Origin of the sequence: Dawidia cretensis, from assembly GCF_018598175.1 — a bacterium.
Taxonomy (GTDB): Bacteria; Bacteroidota; Bacteroidia; order Cytophagales; family Cyclobacteriaceae; genus Ohtaekwangia; species Ohtaekwangia cretensis.
On sequence record NZ_JAHESE010000024.1, the window covers coordinates 60875 to 80265 of the forward strand.

The following is a 19391-nucleotide window of genomic DNA, read 5'->3' on the forward strand; positions in this document are numbered from 1 at the left end:
TAGCGTTGGTATACGCCGAAGATACCTAAAACAGAAACACCATACCAGCGAAGCTGGTCAGTAATCCTGCAATGGATCCGGCGGTCACCTCGCGCATCGAATGTGCCTGCAATTGCAAGCGGGCCGACATCACCAGACCGGTAATGACCAGCGAGCAGATCAGGGGATAGAACAGCGAACCGTCTTCCGTCAGCCGGTTCAGCGCCAGCATAATGCCCGTAAAGCCCCACGCTGCCAGGCTGTGCATGCTCACCTTCCAGAAAAGCGTCAGCAAAGTACCCACTACGATGAGCGCGTCGATGATGAGCATAAACCGAAACAGGTTATCATCAAGCCGGACACCCGTGCGGGTATAAAACATATAGGTAAGGGTGGCGTACAGCGCCGTGGTAAACAAAAACGGTACAATGCGCTCGCGACGGGTGTGCATCAGCACGCTGTCGATCGTACCCATCGACCGGAAGATGCCCATGGCCAATGCGGGCATGGCGAACGTAATGCTAAAAATGATCAGGACAAATTTACCATGTCCCTCTTCGCGCAGCGGCGATAATGCCAAGGGCAGCGTCCAGGCAAAGAGCGCAAACAAATATGTAGCCATCAACAACGGATGGAATAAAAACGATACTACACGTGCAGCCGTATTCACTGAAGAGAAAGGTTATATGGAAAAATAAAAGGCTCTCCGCGCAACGGAAGCGTTACAGCTCTTTCCGCAGACGGGCCACGGGAATATTGAGCTGTTCGCGATATTTAGCCACCGTACGGCGCGCAATGTTATAGCCTTTGTCATTGAGGATCTTTTCAAGTTTGTCGTCCGAATAAGGCTTGTCCTTATCCTCACTTTCGATAATATCTTTGATGATCTGCTTCACCTCGCGGCTACTCACCTCCTCGCCCGAGTCGGTAGAGATACCTTCTGAGAAGAAGTATTTTAGTGGGAAGATCCCGAAGTCCGTCTGTACGGCCTTGCTGCTTGCCACCCGCGACACAGTCGAGATATCCATGCTGATCATGCTCGCGATGTCTTTCAGGATCATCGGCTTGAGCTTCGTCTCGTCGCCTTCCAGGAAGAAGTCGTATTGAAAGTCTATAATCGCCCGCATCGTACGCAGCAACGTCTGCTGGCGTTGCTTGATGGCGTCGATAAACCATTTAGCAGCGTCGAGCTTTTGCTTGACAAACGATACGGCCTCCTTGAGCTTCTTGTCTTTTTTGTCGCTCTTGTCGTAGGCCTTGAACATGTCGGTATACGACCGGCTGATGCGCAGCTCAGGGGCATTGCGCGAGTTCAGGGCCAGCTCCAACTTGCCGTTGGTGTTCGTCAGAATATAGTCGGGAATGATAAACTGGTTCTTCACCATCGACGGCGCGCTGCTGCCACCGGGCTTGGGGTTGAGCTTTACGATCAGGTCGATCGCATCGCGTATAAACTCTTCGTCTTCGGTATCCAGCTTGCGTTGGATCTTCTGGTAGTGCTTTTTGGTAAACTCCTCGTAACACTCTTCGATGATCTTCTTGGCCACCGCCACGTCAATATCGTGACCGTTGTCCATGCGATCCAATTGCAGCAACAGGCACTCCTGCAGGTTGCGCGCGGCAATGCCAGGAGGATCGAAGGTCTGAATCTTTTTCAGCACGTTCTCTACCTCGTCGACCGTCGTCTCGATGGCCTGCGAGAAGGCCAGGTCGTTGGCGATCGCTTCCAGGTCACGGCGAATATAACCGTCGCCCTCGATGCTGCCCACGAGCTGTTTGCCAATGGCGTATTGTTTTTCGTCCAGGCCCAGGAACTCGAGCTGATCCATCAGCTGCTCGTGCAACGAGGTCGACATCGGCAGCGGCATTTCGCGGTCTTCGTCGTCATCGCCGTCGCCTTGCATTTTATAGCCGCTATAGTCGTCGTCGCGCAGGTAGTCTTTTATATCGACATCGTCCTCGGCGCTGGGTGTGTTATCACTCTCCGGGTAATCCTCCTCATTGTTGGTGGTCTCTTCGGCCCGTTCGGGCTCGTTGTCCTCACCTTCTTCCAGGGCGGGGTTGATCTCCAGCTCTTCCTCAATGCGCGTTTCCAGCTCAGCCGTGGGCACCTGCAGCAGCTTGATAAACTGTATTTGCTGCGGCGACAGCTTTTGTTGTAACGATTGATTTAGTCCCAGTTTCTGCATCGATGGAAGTTTTTTGACCGTCTGATCAAATACCATGCAAATTATAAAAAATGCGGTAACCGCGAAACAACCGTGCAGACCAGCCGCACGTCCACACGCTATACTCCACCGACATTCAGGCGGCCACAGCTTTCAAAACTGCAAGTTTTTGTCGTTTTTTGCGGCCATTGTGTACCGCGACACGTTACCGGGAGAACATGCATACTTCTTCCCCCGGCGCCTGTCCGCGGTTTACACACTTCTGCAAGGTTTATGAAGAGAACAAAGATCAAAGCGCTGCTCGCCACAGAACCCACCGGCCAAACAGTACTCGCGCAAGGGTGGGTACGGACGTTCCGTAACAACCAGTTCATCGCCCTCAACGACGGGTCGACCATCAACAATATACAGGCTGTCGTGACGCTGAATTCCCTCGACGACACCATCCTGAAACGCATTACCACGGGTGCCTGCCTCTCCATCACGGGCGAGCTGATACCGTCGCCGGCGAAGGGACAAAGCGTGGAGCTCAAGGTTACTGCCCTCGAAATACTGGGCGACAGCGACGCGGAAAAATTCCCCCTGCAGCCTAAAAAGCACTCACTGGAGTTCCTCCGCGAGATCGCGCACTTGCGCTCGCGCACCAATACGTTTGGCGCCGTTATGCGCATGCGCCACGCTATGGCCTTTGCCGTACACCAGTTCTTTCACGAACGTGGCTTCTTTTATATCCACACCCCGATCGTTACCGGCTCTGATGCCGAAGGTGCCGGCGCGATGTTCCGCGTGACCACCCTCGACGCCAACAAACCGCCGCGCGACGAGCAAGGCAATGTAAATTTCAAAGAAGACTTTTTCGGTCGCGAGACAAACCTGACCGTATCCGGTCAGCTCGAAGGCGAGACGTACGCGCTGGCCCTGGGCGATATCTATACCTTCGGCCCGACCTTCCGCGCCGAAAATTCCAATACCACGCGTCACCTGGCGGAGTTTTGGATGATCGAGCCTGAAATGGCCTTCTTCGACCTGCAAGACAACATGCAGCTGGCCGAGGAGTTTTTACAGTACCTGGTGCGTTATGCCCTTCAGCACTGTGCCGACGACCTGGAGTTCCTCCACAAGCGCGCACAGGAAGAAGAGGCCACCAAACCGCAGGAACAACGCAGCGAGCTGGGCTTGCTCGACCGCCTGCGCTTTGTCGCCGACAACGACTTCCAACGGCTGTCATACACGGAGGCTATCGACATCCTGAAAAACTCCAACCCGAACAAGAAAAAGAAATTCCAATACCTGGTAGAAGAATGGGGTGTAGACCTGCAGTCGGAGCATGAGCGCTTCCTGGTAGAGAAGCACTTTAAGAAACCGGTTATTCTCTACAACTACCCGAAAGACATCAAGGCATTTTACATGCGCCAGAACGAAGACGGCAAGACCGTGGCCGCGATGGACGTGCTCTTCCCCGGCATTGGCGAGATCATCGGTGGCTCACAACGCGAAGAGCGTTACGAGCGCCTGTTGAACCGCATCCACGAGATGCACCTGCCGGAAAAAGACCTGTGGTGGTACCTCGACCTACGCAAATTTGGCTCGGCTCCTCACGCCGGCTTTGGCCTCGGCTTCGAGCGCCTCATGCTGTTCGTGACGGGCATGACCAACATCCGCGACGTCATTGCATACCCCCGCTACCCCGGCAACGCCGAGTTTTAATCCATCAAGGCCTCCACCAGGCCATGGGGCTGCCGGCAATTCCACCGCTGGCAGCCTTTTTTATTTCTTCCGCCAGGTAAATTCCCCCCTGCATCCCCCAACGGGCTTGTCAACTGCCTATACATTGTACAAATACCTCAGACATGAGGCAAAGATGACCTGGAGATGTCCTAGTCCTTTATAAGACTAGGTTATCTCTAGCTTAACACTAGCTCATAACCAGGTTAACTCTAGGTTATCCTGGCTTTTGACTGGAAATAAAGTAACACCAGAGCACCTTTTACCGGGATGCAGATCCTCTGTCCGGCGGCGATTGAGAATAAGAAAAAGACCTTACGAAGGCTGCCGGCTAGTGCTTGAAAGCCAGCAACGGAATTTTGACATGAAAGGCCATGCGCCGGGTCAGGCTGCGATTGAAGAGCTTTTCATAAAAGCTCAGCCCATGCGTAAACATTGCCAGCACGTCGGCTTTTGAGTTTTCAATATATTGATCCAACGCGGTATCCAGGTTTGTATCCACGAGCACGATCGTCACGATCTTTTTATACTCCGACCGTGCCGCCGCTTCCTCCAACTTCTCCTCGGCTACAACCGCCTGGCGCCCCGACGACGCGATGTGCACCATGTGTATGGTGGTATTAAAATTCTCGACGTATGAGATCAGCATCTTCAGCTCTTTGTCGAGGTGGCGCATGTCGGTGGCGTAAATCATATTCCGGAAGCCTTTAAAGGCCGCGGCCTCCGGTACGGCCAGCACCGGCACCGCGCTGGCGCTGATCAGCGTGGTGGTGTTGCTTCCCAGTACGACCTTCTGCAGCCCGCTGGCACCATGCGTGCCCATCACGATCAGTCCAGTGTGTTGCTTACGGGCCTCCTTCCGCACGGTATCGGTAAACGACGAGGCCGATACTACCACCCGGCAACGGATCGGGTCGGGAAACTTCACCTGCTTCGACAGGCTGTGGGCGAATGCCTCCAGGTCTTCCTGTGCCGTTTCCACCAGCTCTTTTTCCAGGGCCTTCGCCCGCTGACGCATGGCGGTGCGCGTCGGGGACAGCATGGTCATGACGTGCAGCAGCGTGAGGGTTCCTCCCAACTTATTGACGATCTTTACAGCATACTGTACCGAGGCTTTCGATAGTTCTGACAGATCTGTAGGAACCAGGATATTGACCATGTGCAAAAAGGGTTACGTGCCTCCTAAAATAATGTTTTTTACCCACCCGATTAAACCTTAATTTTCTGCGCATCATGAAAAAGGTACACTGCCACCTCTCGAACCGCGAAATACCCGCTTCCCAGGCAGTCAAAGGTACCGATGTACGCCCGGGCATCCGCGACCTGATCAAAAAAGACCATCCTACCTTTACCGATGATGCCTATGTATCGCTGGACGAGCTGCTGCATTATCGCAAGCGTTACCTCGAGAAGATGCTGAAAGATGAACGGGGTGAGCTGTCACACCTCGAGCAAGCCGTGCTGAACAGCATCAACGAGGACGAATTACTCTCGACCAATATCGAGCCCGTGATAGAGAAAAGCGCTTCGCTGGGCGATCGCATTGCCGACCGTATTGCCGAGTTCGGCGGCAGCTGGACGTTCATCATTCTGTTCTTTTCTTTTATCGCGGTGTGGATGGGTACGAATATATTTATACTCTTCCGGAAGCCATTCGATCCCTATCCGTTTATTCTACTCAACCTGATCCTTTCCTGCCTGGCCGCTATTCAGGCGCCCATCATCATGATGAGTCAGAATCGCCAGGAGACGAAAGACCGCCAGCGGTCGGAGCACGACTATAAGATCAACCTCAAGGCAGAGCTGGAGATACGGCTGCTGCACGAAAAGATAGACCACCTCATTTTACAACAGAACCAACGCCTGCTGGAGATCCAGCAGATACAGGTAGACCTGATGGACGATATTCTCGACAAGCTCAACCACCGGGGGAGTGGAGACAAGAACTGATACGTATGAAACGAACTTTTGCCAGCGACAATTACTCCGGCGTACACCCCGATATCTTTGCCGCCTTACAACGGGCCAACCAGGGGCACACGCCCAGCTATGGCGCCGATGAATATACCGCCCGGGCCACGGCCCTCTTCCGTGAGCACTTTACACCCGACACCGAAGTGTTCTTTGCTTACAACGGTACGGGTGCTAACGTCATTGGCCTGAGCGCCATCACCCGCTCATTTGAAGCGATTATCTGCTCGGACCTGGCACACATCAACGTAGACGAATCCACCGCACCGGAAAAGTTTCTGGGGTGTAAGCTGGTGACGATCCCAACCGAAGACGGCAAGATCTACCCGCAAGATGTAGCGCATCGCATTCAGCGGGTGGGCGACCAGCACCATCCGCAGGCGCGGGTTATTTCCATCTCGCAGTCGACCGAATATGGTACGGTCTATTCGGTAGAAGAAATAAAGGCGCTCGCGGCTGTCGCACGCCAATACGATCTATACCTGCACATGGATGGTTCGCGGCTGGCCAACGCTGCCGTGAGTCTTGGTAAATCCTTTCGGGAATTTACCGTCGACGCGGGTGTCGACGTGCTGTCGTTTGGCGGTACGAAGAATGGGTTGATGTTTGGCGAAGCTGTATTGTTCTTTCACCCGGGGCTGGCCAAACACTTCCCGTATATCCGCAAGCAGAGCATGCAGCTTCACTCGAAAATGCGTTTTATCGGCGCCCAGTTTGAAGCCTTGTTGAGTGGTGATCTTTGGAAACAAAGCGCGGGGCATGCCAATGCGATGGCGCGGCTGCTGGAGCAGGAGCTGCGCAGCATACCCGGTGTTACCATTACGCGGCCGGTACAAGCCAACGGCATTTTTGCCACGCTGCCTCCGGCCATTATTCCGGCGTTACAGGAAGAGATCTATTTTTATGTATGGAATGAAAAGACGTCAGAGATACGCCTGATGTGCTCGTTCGATACGGAAGAGGAAGATGTACGGCACTTTAGTGCCAGTGTACGGCGGCTGATCGGCGCTACCGCTTCACGAATTTGAAAGTACCTGTATGACGTGAATTCTTGTCGCGCAGGGCCAGCAGGTAATATCCTACCGGGAAGTCTTTCACCCGCACCCGCAGGGTGTGCTCGTCGACCACTTCGGTCTCGATGGACATTTCGTTGCCGATAATGTTGTGCAGGGTCACGCGGATGTCATGTACATTAGCGTGGTCAATCTTTACGTTGACGTACTCAACCGCCGGGTTAGGGAAGAGATGGATCGACTTAAAAAAGTCGGGGGTTTCGGATTGTACCCGAAGCGAGTCACCGTCCTGGGCAAAAACCTGCAACGAGGCTGCCAGAAGTATGATCCAGACGGTTAGAATTCTCTTCAAATACATAATGTAATTAGTCCTGGTATTCTTACGACAAATATCACACCACAGTTGATTATTTATCGATTCAATAGTTAGACGCGTCAAAAGCTCAAAAAGTTTGAGATTGTTGACAGTTTTTCACAATAATTTTTCCCAAAACATGTTAAGCCTGTCAAATTTCAGGAAATACTACGGCAGCCACCTGGCATTGTCTATTGATACATTGCAGTTCCAGCCTGGGGCTTATTGGGTCAAAGGCGAGAATGGCGCGGGTAAAACTACCTTTTTTAAGGCGCTGGCGGGCCTGTTGCCCTGTCAGGGTACCGTACAATTCGACGATGGCACCTCCCTGCACGCTCACCCGGTGGCGTACCGGCGGCGGGTGCACTATGCAGAGGCCGAGCCCCTGTACCCGGGCTTTTTGACAGGCAAGGACCTGCTGCGGTTTGCCGGCAAGGCCCGGCAGGCGCCGGAAGGCCAGCAACAGGAGCTGGTCGAGGCATTTGCCATGAGCCGTTATTTCGAAACGCCCTGCGAGACCTACTCCAGCGGCATGATGAAAAAGCTCTCGCTGGCGCTTGCCTTCCTTGGCTCGCCCACCGTGATCCTGTTAGACGAGCCGCTTATCACGCTGGACGAGCAAGCCCGCCGCAGGTTGTTCGATCGCATTCGCACCGCCGCCGAACGCCAGAATGTAACGTTTCTCATCTCATCCCACCAGCTGTGGGAGCCGGAGCTGCTGCCCGTACAGGGCGTGTGCCAGGTAGCAAACCAAACGGTCGTGGCGGCATGAACGTAGAACGGTATATACTGGCGCGGGTGTTTGTGATTCCCTTCTATCAAGCGAACGCTACGCTGTTCCTGTTCATTGCCGTGATGGCGGGTGGCTTTATGAGCGCGGTGGAGCATGTTGCCCTGGCGTCATTGTTTGTCAGCACACCGCTCAGCATGCTGGCGCCGATCGCGGTCTGGGCGCTTTATACATTAAAAGTCTTACGCTTTAACCAGGCCCTGCTGCAACGCGCAGAGAATACGTTTATGCAGCATTACTGTCTGCTACCCGTGCGCGCCCAGTGGGTGGGGTGGCTGAGTACCGTTGCCGTACAGTTGCTGCCGGCAATCGGATATGGCATTTTTCTGGTGTTGATGGCTCTGCGGCAAAAGGCATGGATGTCTTTCGTGATGGTACTGCTGGCGTTGGTGGTGCTCGTGTTCTTCGTCGTCGCGCTGTTGTATCGGGAGCGGCTCTACTCCCATCGCCAGCATTCGCCCAGTCGCCTGCGGCGCTTTCTGGACAAGACCTTTGTGCGGCCTTATTCGTTGTTCTTCATCGAATGGATTGTTCGCCGGCAGCCGTTGCTGTTGTTTGGCACAAAGGCTTTTGGGTGTCTGTTATTATTAAGCGTTGTCTATTTATATACCGACGAGGCATATGACAGCCGTCTGCTGATCATGGGCATCACGGTAGTGGCGGCCGCTAACCTGCAGCTGGTGTGGGAGCTGCTGCAGTTCGAGCATGTGCACTTTTCCATTGTGCGGCAATTGCCGTTGTCGTTTGGGCGGCGGATTATGTATACCTCCGTTACACTATTCGCTTTGTTGTTGCCGGAGGTCGGTCTTATCATCACGTACTTACCGGCTAACCTGGCGGTGATGGAGGCTATTGCGAGTGTGGTGTACTTGTTGGCGGGGGTTATACTGTTTTATGGAATTCTTCATCGGCGCGATCGTGCGCCGGAGCAGCTTGGGGGTTTTGCTTTTGCGTGGGTGATTGGGTCGGTGGTGCTGACGCTTTTTCAGGTGCCGCCGTTGGTGCTTGGGGCGGTGAATTTGTTTATAGGATTATATTGTTGGACGCGGTACTTCTACCAGTTTGAGCAGCGGGTGGAAAATTAAGAACGCTGGTATTAATACTGGCGCCAGTTTTCTCCTGGACGAGTACCGTTCAGGATGACGGTGTCGACGAGGTTGCTGCCGAAGGCGTAGGGTATGAAGGCGAGTGATGGGATTGGGTGGGTGATGAAGACGTTGGCTATTTTGCCGACTGTTATGCTGCCGTGTGTTGCGCTCAGTTCTAGGGCGTATGCGGTGTTGATGGTAGCGGCGTTGATTGCCTCCTCGGGGGTCATTTTCATTTTGATGCACGCCAGTGACAGCATTAAGGGCATGTTGCCGCTGGGGGCGCTGCCGGGGTTATAGTCGGAGGCAATGGCGAGGGGTAATCCGGCGCCGATCAGCTGGCGCGCGGGGGGAAAGGGTAGATTCAAAAAGAAGGCTGCGCCGGGTAGTGCAGTGGGCATGACGTTGCTTCCTTGTAGCGCGGCGATTTCCTCTTCTCCTATATTTTCCAGGTGGTCGACACTCAATGCGCCGGCTTGTACCCCGGCCTGGACGCCGCCTGAGCGGTGTAACTGGTTGGCGTGTACGCGCGGTTTGAGTCCCACGTGTTTACCGGCTTCAAAGATGCGTAGGGTATCCTCGGGTGTAAAAAATCCCTGCTCGCAAAATACATCGATGTAATCGGCCAGTCTTGCTTCCGCGACAGCGGGGATCATTTCTTCGATCACTTGTCGCACGTAGTCCTCTTTTGTCACGCCGGCGGGGACGGCGTGTGCTCCCAGAAAAGTAGTTTTCACTGTAAGCGGTGTCTCTTGTCCGATGCGACGGGCGACGCGCAGCATCTTCAGCTCGTCTTGTACCGTGAGCCCATAACCGCTCTTGATCTCCACGGCGCCCGTACCGGTACGCATGATCTCGTGTGCGCGGGGTAAAGCCCGGGCGAACAATTCGTCTTCGCTGGTTTGCTGCAGCTTGCGGGCTGAGTTCAGAATTCCGCCGCCTTTTGCGGCAATGTCGGCGTAGGTGGCGCCTTTGATTTTGAGCACAAACTCTTCCTCCCGGCTGGCGGCAAATACCAGGTGTGTATGCGAGTCGACAAAGGCGGGGAGTACAAAACGGCCCGTGGCATTGATGACTTCCGCGCCGGGTACGGTGGGGAACTGGTCCATGGTGCCGAAGCCGGCAATCTTGCCGTCGGCCAGCCAGAGCCAGGCATCGGGCAGTACCGGTAGCGTGTCCATGGCCGCGCCTTTTATCGGCGTTATACCGGGCTCGCGGACCTGTACCAGGCCTCTGATGTGGGTAATGAGGATGGTGGCCATGCTGTGGCCGGGCTTATTTTCCGAAGGATTCTACCTTGTAGTCGAGGTTCGTGCCGAATACCGGGAAGCTGATCTTCAGCAACGCATAGTACGAACGGCCCTGAATGCTGGGGCGGTAGCCGGTCTCGATGCCATAGGCCCAGCTGAACTGGCGGTTAAACCGACCATCGATCCCCATGCGGAAACCAAAGATCTTGGTTTTGACCGGGTCTACCAGGTAGGTCATGGTCGGGCCGATCGGTTCGCCGTTGGGGCCTTTGCTGGTATAGACGATGTCGTCGAGGCGCATGGAGGGCGACAGGAGTATGTCCGCATAGGCGGTAAAGATCAGGTCGTCGATGCCTTCTTCAAACTTGTCAAAGTTTACGGCTACGTTTTTGATCCAGCTCATCGAGCCTCCCACATAACCACCCAGGGTTGCGATGTTAGTGAAGGGGTGTACATCAATGGCTTCGCCGCGGTCGTTAAATTCGGTATCGGGCAGGGGCAGGCCTTCGGCTGTTTTCAGGTCGGCGTTTGTCAGTCCTTGTTTTTCGAGTACACGTTCCAGGTCGGTGGAGCTGTCCCAGATGATCGCGCCTACGCGCACGCCATAGATCTTACGCACCTTGCAGGGCACGTCGGCGCTGAGGGGCACACGGGCTGCCCATTTGTCGCCGCGGTAGCTCTTTTTAAACAAGAACATCTTGGTCTTCGAGCTCTGTTCAAAGTCCTTCACGTGGTAGGTGCCGCCCAGCTCGAAGTAGTTGTATACCTCGGCGCGGTTGTCCACGCTGCTTTGTTTAGATGCCAGGTCGCGCGAAAAGTCGAAGAACTGCTGGCTATAGGTCTTGCGGAAGTGCGCGTGGAAGTCTGCTTTGTCTTTGTAATAGTATGCAGCCTCCATACCAAAGCCAGCGTTGACGTTGGTTACGAACAGCTCACCATAGAGGGGTTGGATGCCTATAAAGAGCTTATTGACGGAATACGGTTCGTCGTACAGCTCTTCGTAGGTAACGGCCGTTTTATCCTTTCGTTCACCCTGCGCAAAAAGATGACCTGTGCAGGCCACAAACGCAGTCATGATTAGTAAAAAGCGATAGTTCATAAACCGGGTAGATTAGGGTAATTTTCAGTAAAAATAGTCAATCCAGGGAAAAAAATACTTCCCCCTGTATACCGCCCTGGTTACAGAGGTAAGAGTTTGGCCCAAAAAATCAATTATCCCCTGGCACCAAGCGTCTTTTTCAGGGCTTCCAGCTCTTCGAGCCTGGCCTGGGTATCCTTTTCACGGTGCTTGCGGTCGGTAATGTCTTCGAACATGCCCAGCACGCCCGTTACCTCGCCATGCTGGTTGGTAACAACCACCTTGCTGGTCAACACCCACGACTCTGTGCCCGCGCTGTTTACATTCCGTTCTTCCTGGTCCAGGCGCGACTTGCGGCTTTCGATCACGGCCAGGTCGTCCTGGCGATAGGCGTCGGCGTGGTCTTTCCAGGGCATGTCAAAGTCGGTCAGGCCCACCAGCTCGCGTGGCGACCGTACACCGGCCACTTGCGCAAAGATGCGGTTGGCACCCTGGAAGCGCAGGTCTTTATCTTTCCAGAAGATCGCGCGGGGTATATTGTCAATGACGGCTTGCAACGTCTGCTGGGCGGTCTGCATCTCTTCCACCATGGTGTTTATCTTCATGGTATTGTACGCCACCGTTACCAGGTCCGAGCACGACTTCAGAAACTCGATGTCTTCTTCCGTCCACTCTTTTGCTTCGCCTTGCTGCTCGCAGCTAATGATACCGGCAATACGCCCTTCGTTAAAGAAAGGCACATTCAATACCGACGCGACACCATTCGCGCGCAGGTAGCCGGCGTAGAGCTCGCGTGTCGCGGCATGGCCGGCAACGTCTTTTACCGCCAGCACTTCTTCGCCCGTGGAAGCCTCGAAGTAGCCCGGGTAATCTTTTGCCGACAGCTCCGCTCCTGCGGAGAAGCCACGGCTGGAAAGTGTATAGAGTTTTTCTGACGTGAGCTTGTTACGGGTGTTGTTGAACGACCAGATGCCGCAGCGTGATACGTGGATCTGGTTGGCGATGGTCGCCGTAATCTTTTCGATGGCGGCATTCCAGTTGCCCGACTGCACGTCGCTGTTTTTGGTCAGCTCCATTTGCGCGCGGCGGTTCTTCTGGCTGATCTCGTTTCGATGTTTTTCGCCGTCCAGCATGTTCTGGATGTGTTTTTCCTTGCGGCGCATTTCCTCCTGGGTGGCTTCGAGCTCTTCCATGTTCTGGCGCATCTCTTCCTCCTGGGCGCGCATCTCTTCCGCTTGTTGCTGGGTCTTTTCCAGCAGCTCGCGCGTGCTTTCGTTGATGCGTACTGTGGAGATCGTCGACGCGATCGTCTCGGCCAGCTTTTCTACCAGGCCGATCTCGTAATCTTCATATTTACCGAAGGTCGCCAGCTCCAACACACCGTAGATCTGCTCGTTTACTTTGAGGGGCATCAGCAGCAACGCATTGGGATTCGAGCCGCCGAGGCCCGAGGTGATGGAGACATATTCTTCGGGTACTTCCAGCAAATAAATCTTCTGTCCTTCGAGGTAGCTCTGTCCGACGAGCCCTTCGCCTATTCCTACTTTTTTATGCAGGTATTTTTTGCGTTCGAACGCGTAGCAGGCGACCAGCTCCAGATACTTTTCCTGCTCGCTGTCTTCGTTCAGCACAAACAGGCCGCCCTGGTTGCTTTTGGTATACTTCACGACAAACCGAATGATGTTGTCGTACAGCTCGGTCGTTGATATATTCGTGGTTCGCAGAATCTCTCCTACCTGTGCGATACCGGTGTTCGACCAGTTACGGCGTCGGTCTTCTTCGGCATTGCGGCGCAGTTTGTCGCGCATCGAGATCATCGTCGTGCCGAGGTTGTCGGCCTCTTTCAGTCCCAGCTCGACACCATAGTTACCCGAAGAGATCGCTTCGATAAAGGTCATCACCGCTGCCTTCTCGTCGTTCTGCTGTACCAGGCGTTCTGTGTTGTCCGCCACCAGCGCGTCGGAGCTGCGCTGCAGTTTGTACAGCAGCAGGCACAAGCCCAGAATACCAAAACCGACGAGTGGAATGGAGATCCACGCGAGGGTGTTGATGTACGAAGCGTCAGATTTTACGGATTTGTTGACATGTGTAATAAGTTGGTCCATTTTTGACTGAAAGGCTTCGTACTCGCGGTCGAATTTTTCATCGAGCGCGGGGCCAACATTGTCTACCAAGGGGGGTGTTGCGATGATCGCACCGGTGCTATCCGTCTGGACCGGCGCGGCCGCCTGGGGCTTATGGAGGATTCTTTCCTGTGCCGAGGCCATCAGATTTTCGAGGATGATAATGCCTTCTTTCAGAATGGCTTTTGTGTCTTCGTCGTCGTGAATTTCGAACAGGCCCAGCTCCGTTTCCGTGCCATCGTAGGCGCCCTGTAATATGTCACGCGACGTCGTAAATGCGTTGTGCACGTCCTTTTCATAGTTTACAGAAGCGTCGCCGGCCAGCATCTCTTCGAACCACAGGTGTGCCTTGGTGACACGGTTCTTGAGGTTGTCGCCTAGCGAGATGTAGGGAAGGTTGCGTTCGTACGTGTTGATGGTGTCGCGCTCCACGTAGGCGATCAACAACGTGATCAGTACCCCCGCGACGGCAAAGCCGACGGAGTACTTCAGGGCTCGGTTTTTCATGAAGTTGGTTAAAAAATTTCCGGTTAGAGGTCAGCGCCTCATCAGTGAAAAGTTAGCAATATTTCTGCTTTCATCCCAATGTGGCCAATGCCCGGCGGCTTGCTTCGAGTATCCTGGAAATTAGTTTTTCATCAATTGCTGCAGAAATGAACATGGCTTCGTACTGCGAAGGCGCCAGGTAGATCCCTTGTTGTAACATCGCCTGGAAATACGTGGCAAATTTTTGCGTATCGACGGTCCTGGCCGTTTCGAAGTCGATCACATGCTTGTCGGTAAAGAATAGTGTAAACATGGAACCTACCTGGTTAATGGTCGCTTTTACACCGGCTTCTTTTATTTGTCGTGTCAACCCTTGTACCAACGAGGTGGTCATCCGTTCGATGTGTTGGTACACTTCGGGGTGCCCTTGCAGATAATTCAACATTGCCAGGCCCGCGGCCATGGCCAGGGGGTTGCCCGACAAGGTGCCTGCCTGGTATACAGGGCCTACAGGCGATACAAAGTCCATGATCTCTTTACGGCCGCCATATGCGCCTACCGGCAAGCCACCCCCGATGATCTTGCCGAGTGTGGTCATATCGGGTGTTACGCCGTACAGCTCCTGCGCGCCGCCCGGTGCCAGGCGAAAGCCTGTCATGACTTCGTCAAAGATGAGCACGATGTTGTGACGGTCGCACAACGCGCGCAGCCCTTGCAGGTAGCCTGCCTGGGGCGCCACGCACCCCATGTTGCCGACTACCGGCTCCAATATGATCGCGGCCACCTGGCCTTTGTTTTCTTCTACCCGCTCTTCAATGGCCTCCAGGTCGTTGAACGGCGCGAGCAGCGTATCGCGCGCGGTGCCTTTGGTAACGCCGGGGCTATCGGGCGTGCCGAAGGTCAGGGCGCCGCTGCCTGCGGCGATCAGGAACGAGTCGCCGTGGCCATGGTAGCAGCCTTCCATTTTAATGATCTTGTCGCGTCCGGTATACCCACGGGCTACCCGCACGGCCGACATGGTGGCTTCGGTGCCCGAGTTCACCATGCGCACCCGCTCCACGGAGGGCACCAGCGCACAGATCAGCTCCGCCATCTCCACTTCGCGCAGCGTCGGCGCACCAAACGACGGCGAGTATGCCAGCGCGGCCTTCACGGCTTCCTCCACGATGGGGTGCGCGTGCCCGAGGATCATGGGACCCCACGAGTTGATCATGTCCACATACTCGTGGCCATCCTCGTCGTACAGATAAGCGCCTTTGGCCCGCTGCATAAAGAGCGGGTTGCCGCCCACGGCGCGAAAGGCCCGGACGGGGGAGTTTACACCGCCGGGTATATATTGTTTGGCGCGTTCAAAAATGGCTGTGCTCCTGGAAATATCGTGCATCACTGCGAAGATTATCGTTTGTCTACTACAGTAGCCTTACCGTGACGGAACCGGATGAACGGCACCAGTTGGTTGTCGTGGCTGAACTGGTAATTATAGCCCGTTGTCAGGCTGCCCGGCACAAATGCCTGGCGGCTGAGGCCATCTTGAAAGTATACACCGTTGTCGCGTAACTGCAGACCGGTGAAGAGCATGAACTCATAGCCCATGCGCGCATAGGCCGACGGCGTGCGGCCGTGTGTATGAACGTATTTGTGAAAGAAGGCGCGGTAGTGCACCGCGTCGGGCTGCGCATAGTTCGGCGCTTCCAGCACGATGGGCAGGGTGTTGTATTTTTCGAGGTCGACGGTGGGTTGGTCCAGCCAGGACTCCGATCCTATCACCAGCACCGAGTCGCCGCGCGTTTCCACACCGCTCAATACCTTGGTATAGATCAGGGCTTCGTCGGTCGCCACAAAGATGCTGCCCAGGCTGTCTTTCTTCAGTGTGAACTGCTTGGGATATTTAAACTCGTCGTATTCCGTCGGCGTGGCCAGTGTCGTCAGGATCCTGGCGACGCCCTCGCGGGCAATGCGCTGCGACGACAGAATCGTTACGCCGTCTTGCCGTGCCTGCTGCATAAAGTTGGCGGCCAGCACCGAGTCGCGGCGCGACGTGCCGTAGTATACAATACAGTTTTTCCTGCGCGCATGGGTCGCGACAAAGGCGGCGGCCTTTTGGCCCAGCGTTTCTTCCGAAGGCTGGAACAGGTAGCCGTAGGGGTTGTTGCTGATCAGGTCGCTGCTGTTGGCCAACGGGTTGAACAGGTTGATCTTTTGTTGTTGCGAAAACTCTTTCAAGAGCGGGTTTTCTTCGTGAAAGAAGGGGCCGACCAGCAGGTCGGTGTTTTTCATCTCGGGCAACGCCAGCGCCGTACGCAGCTTGGTCGTGCTGCGCTCGGTGTCGTACGCGCGCAGGCTGATCTTTACGCCTTGCTTCGCCAGCGTGTCGACGGCCTGCTTCATGCCTTCGTAAAAGTCGAGGACGATCTGATTCCTTTTGCGGCCCAGCGACGGTTCGAGCGTTTGTACCATAAACGGCATCAACACCGAAACCGTATAGATATCTTTCTTATAGCTTTTGGGAGCTTCCGGGATATAGTCCGTTTTCTTCAGGTGCAACTGGTCGATGAGCGTTTCCAGTTGCGTGCGGCTTTCGGGATCGGTCAGGTCTTTTGCCAATGCCGTGGCCAGCAACTTGCCGATGGTCTCGTCTTTGGGATACTCTTCGCGCATCATGCGCAAGGTCTCGGCGTCCTGAAGGTCCGACAGGGCCTTGGCTTTTAGCGCCTCTACATCGGGTTGCAGCTTTTTATCCTTCACCTGTGCCAGCAGTTTCATACCCTGGAAGTAGTCTTTGCCGTCGAAGTATATTTTGGCAAGCCAGAAGTTTACCTCGTCGATCTTCTCCCAGGTAGCGTGTTGCGTCTTGAGCTGGTTGAACTGGTCTTTGGCCACGGCCGGAAAGCCTTGCTTGTATGCCGCCAGACCGTAATAGAAGGAGGCATATTGAGCATACGGGTTACGTTGGTCGTACGGTATCAGCGGCTTGAAGCTCTCCATGGCCAGGTTGTATTTTCCTTCGCGGAAAAGCTGCTTGGCGTTGAAGAACTGTTTGTTGTAATCCAGCTGCGCGTATACCGATGTCGTTAAAACGAAAAGGACCAGACAGAAACTATAGGCTCTTATTCTCATGCGTTAGAATACGGGTTGTTATGTTCTTATTCCCACTCGATGGTCGCCGGCGGCTTCGAGCTGATGTCGTACACCACGCGGTTCACTCCTTTTACCTTGTTGATGATGTCGCTCGACACCGTGGCCAGGAATTCGTACGGCAAGTGTGCCCAGTCGGCCGTCATGCCGTCGGTGCTGGTCACGGCCCGCAGGCTCACCACGCGCTCGTAGGTGCGTTCATCGCCCATCACCCCCACGGACTGTACCGGCAGCAACATCGCGCCGGCTTGCCATACTTTGTCGTACAGACCGTGCTCGCGCAGGCCGCCGATAAAGACGCTGTCCACCTCTTGCAGGATGCGGACTTTGTCGGCCGTGATGTCGCCCAGGATGCGGATGCCCAGTCCCGGTCCGGGGAACGGGTGGCGCCCCAGAATGGTCGGGTCGATGCCGAGCGTTTTACCCACCAGGCGTACCTCGTCTTTGAACAGGGTATTGAGGGGCTCCACGATCTTCAGCTTCATCTTCTCGGGCAGGCCGCCCACATTGTGGTGCGACTTGATGGTGACCGAAGGACCTTTCACCGATACCGATTCGATAATGTCGGGGTAGATAGTACCTTGCCCCAGCCATTTCACATCGGTCAGCGCGTGTGACTCTTCGTCAAATACATCTATAAAAGTCTTGCCAATGGCTTTGCGTTTTGCTTCGGGGTCGGTTAACCCCGCCAGGGCCGTATAGAATTTCTCTTTGGCGTCGACGCCTTTGATGTTCAGGCCCATGTGCTTGTAGGAGTCGAGCACCTGCTCGAACTCACCCTTGCGCAGCAGACCGTTGTCCACGAAGATACAGTGGAGATTTTTGCCAATGGCTTTGTGGACCAGGATGGCGGCGACGGTCGAGTCGACGCCCCCGGAGAGGGCCATGACCACCCGGTCATTGCCGAGCTTTTTCTGCAGGTCGGCCACGGTAACTTCCACAAACTGATCGGAGGTCCAATCCTGCGCACAGCCGCAGATGTGTACTACAAAGTTGCGCAGCAGCTCTTTGCCTTGCAGGGTGTGTGTTACTTCGGGGTGGAACTGGATGCCGTAGGTGTCGGTGCCTTTTACGCGATAGGCGGCTACCTTCACCGAAGGTGTGCTGGCGATGATCTCGAACGAATCGGGTACCGACGCGATCGTGTCGCCGTGCGACATCCACACCTGGGTGTCGAGTGAAATTTCTTTGAGCAGCGTGTTGTGGTGATCGACGGTCGACAGCTTGGCGCGGCCGTATTCGCGGATGGTGGAAGGCAGTACGTTGCCGCCGCTTTTGTGGGCGAGCAACTGGGCGCCATAACACACGGCCAGCACGGGCACCTTGCCTTCAAACAGGCTCATGTCAATGTCGGGGCTGCCGGCATCGCGCACGGAGCAGGGGCTGCCGGAAAGAATAACACCCTTGATATCAGGCGTTAGGGCAGGAATTTTGTTAAAGGGGTGGATTTCGCAGTAGACATTCAGTTCGCGCACGCGGCGGGCAATGAGCTGGGTGTACTGGGAGCCGAAATCGAGGATCAGTATCTGTTGCGACATGGGTGCAAAGATAAACCGACTTTTCGCCTCCAAAAGTGCGGACGCCGAATAAACGCAAGTTCTTGTCTGTACTAGCGGTTCATGAGAACCAGGCCTATCTGAAAGCCTACCGCCGAATAGCTGGAATAGTTGTAGGCGTCGCTTTTGTTCGTGGCAAAATCGTAGTGCACGGCCGCCATCGCGCCCATCGAGCGCCGCTTGCCAAACCGCGCCAGGATACCGGCCTCCGGCCGCGCCAGAAAGCCCCAACCTTTATCGGAATCTTCGTAAATGTTGTAGGCCATAATGTATTGGTTGTGCAGCGCGCCCAGGCCTATGCCGGCGTAGGGAAAGAACAGACCCTGCTCACCCAGTTCCCAATTGTATTGGCCACTGGCGGCAATGCTGTATTGGTTGAGCTTTTTGAAATAGTCGGTGGTGATGGCGCCGTTGCCGTTCTCAAAGGTTTCCGTCGGTGCATATTCTTCGAAGTATGCCCAGGCAAAATCAACACCGGCAGAAAAGCGGCTTTCGCCGATCATAATCCGGTAGCCGGCCTTGCCACCGCGACCGCTGGTTTTGCTTACCCAATCGGTGTTGGCCAGCGGGGTATTGATGTCGAGGTTTAAATAAAAGTAGTTCTCTTGCGCCAGCAGGGCACAGGCGGGCAAGAGTATAAACAGTACGGTCAGTAGCTTCTTCATCTGGCAGCG

The 19391-nt window shown here is 54.9% G+C and carries 16 protein-coding genes; 5 read left to right on the plus strand and 11 right to left on the minus strand.

Going from position 1 to position 19391, the window contains the following annotated elements; translation table 11 throughout:
• Positions 1 to 25 precede the first annotated feature (25 nt).
• A complete protein-coding gene (locus KK062_RS20440; protein ID WP_254086202.1) occupies positions 26 to 649 on the minus strand; it encodes a hypothetical protein in 624 nt (207 codons plus the stop codon).
• Between the two features lie 52 nt (positions 650 to 701).
• Positions 702 to 2168: an RNA polymerase factor sigma-54 gene (gene rpoN / locus KK062_RS20445; protein ID WP_254086203.1), complete on the minus strand. Its 1467-nt coding sequence runs from the start codon at positions 2166 to 2168 to the stop codon at positions 702 to 704.
• 252 nt (positions 2169 to 2420) lie between these two features.
• Here rpoN and asnS point away from each other — a divergent pair, with 252 nt between their 5' ends.
• Positions 2421 to 3854 carry an asparagine--tRNA ligase gene (gene asnS / locus KK062_RS20450; RefSeq protein WP_254086204.1) on the plus strand — a complete coding sequence of 478 codons (1434 nt, stop codon included), beginning with the start codon at positions 2421 to 2423 and terminating at the stop codon, positions 3852 to 3854.
• Positions 3855 to 4203: 349 nt separating this feature from the next.
• Here asnS and KK062_RS20455 read toward each other — a convergent pair whose 3' ends face one another.
• On the minus strand, positions 4204 to 5031 hold the full coding sequence (locus KK062_RS20455; RefSeq protein WP_254086205.1) for a universal stress protein: 828 nt from the start codon (positions 5029 to 5031) through the stop codon (positions 4204 to 4206).
• A 74-nt stretch (positions 5032 to 5105) separates the two neighbouring features.
• On the opposite strand from KK062_RS20455, the gene KK062_RS20460 reads away from it, so the two are divergent.
• On the plus strand, positions 5106 to 5822 hold the full coding sequence (locus KK062_RS20460; protein WP_254086206.1) for a DUF1003 domain-containing protein: 717 nt from the start codon (positions 5106 to 5108) through the stop codon (positions 5820 to 5822).
• 5 nt (positions 5823 to 5827) lie between these two features.
• Positions 5828 to 6871 (plus strand): threonine aldolase family protein, encoded by a 1044-nt coding sequence (locus KK062_RS20465; RefSeq protein ID WP_254086207.1) that lies wholly within the window; start codon positions 5828 to 5830, stop codon positions 6869 to 6871.
• Here the strand turns inward: KK062_RS20465 and KK062_RS20470 are convergent.
• The gene (locus KK062_RS20470) at positions 6852 to 7208 is read right to left on the minus strand and encodes a T9SS type A sorting domain-containing protein (protein ID WP_254086208.1); all 357 of its coding nucleotides are present in this window, start codon (positions 7206 to 7208) and stop codon (positions 6852 to 6854) included. The two genes, KK062_RS20465 and KK062_RS20470, sit on opposite strands and share 20 nt — an antisense overlap.
• Positions 7209 to 7350: 142 nt before the next feature.
• Here KK062_RS20470 and KK062_RS20475 point away from each other — a divergent pair, with 142 nt between their 5' ends.
• Together KK062_RS20475 and KK062_RS20480 are read left to right on the plus strand one after the other, a co-directional pair.
• Entirely contained in the window at positions 7351 to 7983 is a 633-nt protein-coding gene (locus KK062_RS20475) for an ABC transporter ATP-binding protein (protein WP_254086209.1), read from the plus strand.
• A complete protein-coding gene (locus KK062_RS20480; protein WP_254086210.1) occupies positions 7980 to 9086 on the plus strand; it encodes a hypothetical protein in 1107 nt (368 codons plus the stop codon). The genes KK062_RS20475 and KK062_RS20480 overlap by 4 nt, the downstream gene beginning before the upstream one ends.
• A gap of 11 nt (positions 9087 to 9097) precedes the next feature.
• On the opposite strand, the gene hutI is transcribed toward KK062_RS20480, so the two are convergent.
• The 7 genes from hutI to KK062_RS20515 form a co-directional block, all read right to left on the minus strand.
• Complete coding sequence (hutI, locus tag KK062_RS20485; RefSeq protein WP_254086211.1) at positions 9098 to 10351, minus strand: imidazolonepropionase; 1254 nt, start codon at positions 10349 to 10351, stop codon at positions 9098 to 9100.
• 13 nt (positions 10352 to 10364) lie between these two features.
• Positions 10365 to 11438 carry a hypothetical protein gene (locus KK062_RS20490; RefSeq protein ID WP_254086212.1) on the minus strand — a complete coding sequence of 358 codons (1074 nt, stop codon included), beginning with the start codon at positions 11436 to 11438 and terminating at the stop codon, positions 10365 to 10367.
• 113 nt (positions 11439 to 11551) lie between these two features.
• Positions 11552 to 14047 carry a GAF domain-containing protein gene (locus tag KK062_RS20495; protein WP_254086213.1) on the minus strand — a complete coding sequence of 832 codons (2496 nt, stop codon included), beginning with the start codon at positions 14045 to 14047 and terminating at the stop codon, positions 11552 to 11554.
• A 70-nt stretch (positions 14048 to 14117) separates the two neighbouring features.
• Positions 14118 to 15410 (minus strand): glutamate-1-semialdehyde 2,1-aminomutase, encoded by a 1293-nt coding sequence (hemL, locus tag KK062_RS20500; protein ID WP_254086214.1) that lies wholly within the window; start codon positions 15408 to 15410, stop codon positions 14118 to 14120.
• Positions 15411 to 15421: 11 nt separating this feature from the next.
• The gene (locus KK062_RS20505; RefSeq protein ID WP_254086215.1) at positions 15422 to 17143 is read right to left on the minus strand and encodes a type 1 periplasmic-binding domain-containing protein; all 1722 of its coding nucleotides are present in this window, start codon (positions 17141 to 17143) and stop codon (positions 15422 to 15424) included.
• Positions 17144 to 17169: 26 nt separating this feature from the next.
• Positions 17170 to 18699 (minus strand): glutamine-hydrolyzing GMP synthase, encoded by a 1530-nt coding sequence (guaA, locus tag KK062_RS20510; RefSeq protein WP_254086216.1) that lies wholly within the window; start codon positions 18697 to 18699, stop codon positions 17170 to 17172.
• Between the two features lie 71 nt (positions 18700 to 18770).
• A complete protein-coding gene (locus tag KK062_RS20515; RefSeq protein ID WP_254086217.1) occupies positions 18771 to 19382 on the minus strand; it encodes an outer membrane beta-barrel protein in 612 nt (203 codons plus the stop codon).
• Positions 19383 to 19391: the final 9 nt, after the last annotated feature.

Coding starts and splice junctions, on each gene's coding strand:
- hutI (WP_254086211.1), bottom strand. CDS start 10,351: ATGGCCACCATCCTCATTACCCACATCAGAGGCCTGGTACAGGTCCGC.
- KK062_RS20475 (WP_254086209.1), top strand. CDS start 7,351: ATGTTAAGCCTGTCAAATTTCAGGAAATACTACGGCAGCCACCTGGCA.
- hemL (WP_254086214.1), bottom strand. CDS start 15,410: ATGCACGATATTTCCAGGAGCACAGCCATTTTTGAACGCGCCAAACAA.
- KK062_RS20455 (WP_254086205.1), bottom strand. CDS start 5,031: ATGGTCAATATCCTGGTTCCTACAGATCTGTCAGAACTATCGAAAGCC.
- KK062_RS20505 (WP_254086215.1), bottom strand. CDS start 17,143: ATGAGAATAAGAGCCTATAGTTTCTGTCTGGTCCTTTTCGTTTTAACG.
- KK062_RS20460 (WP_254086206.1), top strand. CDS start 5,106: ATGAAAAAGGTACACTGCCACCTCTCGAACCGCGAAATACCCGCTTCC.
- asnS (WP_254086204.1), top strand. CDS start 2,421: ATGAAGAGAACAAAGATCAAAGCGCTGCTCGCCACAGAACCCACCGGC.
- rpoN (WP_254086203.1), bottom strand. CDS start 2,168: ATGCAGAAACTGGGACTAAATCAATCGTTACAACAAAAGCTGTCGCCG.
- guaA (WP_254086216.1), bottom strand. CDS start 18,699: ATGTCGCAACAGATACTGATCCTCGATTTCGGCTCCCAGTACACCCAG.
- KK062_RS20515 (WP_254086217.1), bottom strand. CDS start 19,382: ATGAAGAAGCTACTGACCGTACTGTTTATACTCTTGCCCGCCTGTGCC.
- KK062_RS20480 (WP_254086210.1), top strand. CDS start 7,980: ATGAACGTAGAACGGTATATACTGGCGCGGGTGTTTGTGATTCCCTTC.
- KK062_RS20490 (WP_254086212.1), bottom strand. CDS start 11,438: ATGAACTATCGCTTTTTACTAATCATGACTGCGTTTGTGGCCTGCACA.
- KK062_RS20495 (WP_254086213.1), bottom strand. CDS start 14,047: ATGAAAAACCGAGCCCTGAAGTACTCCGTCGGCTTTGCCGTCGCGGGG.
- KK062_RS20465 (WP_254086207.1), top strand. CDS start 5,828: ATGAAACGAACTTTTGCCAGCGACAATTACTCCGGCGTACACCCCGAT.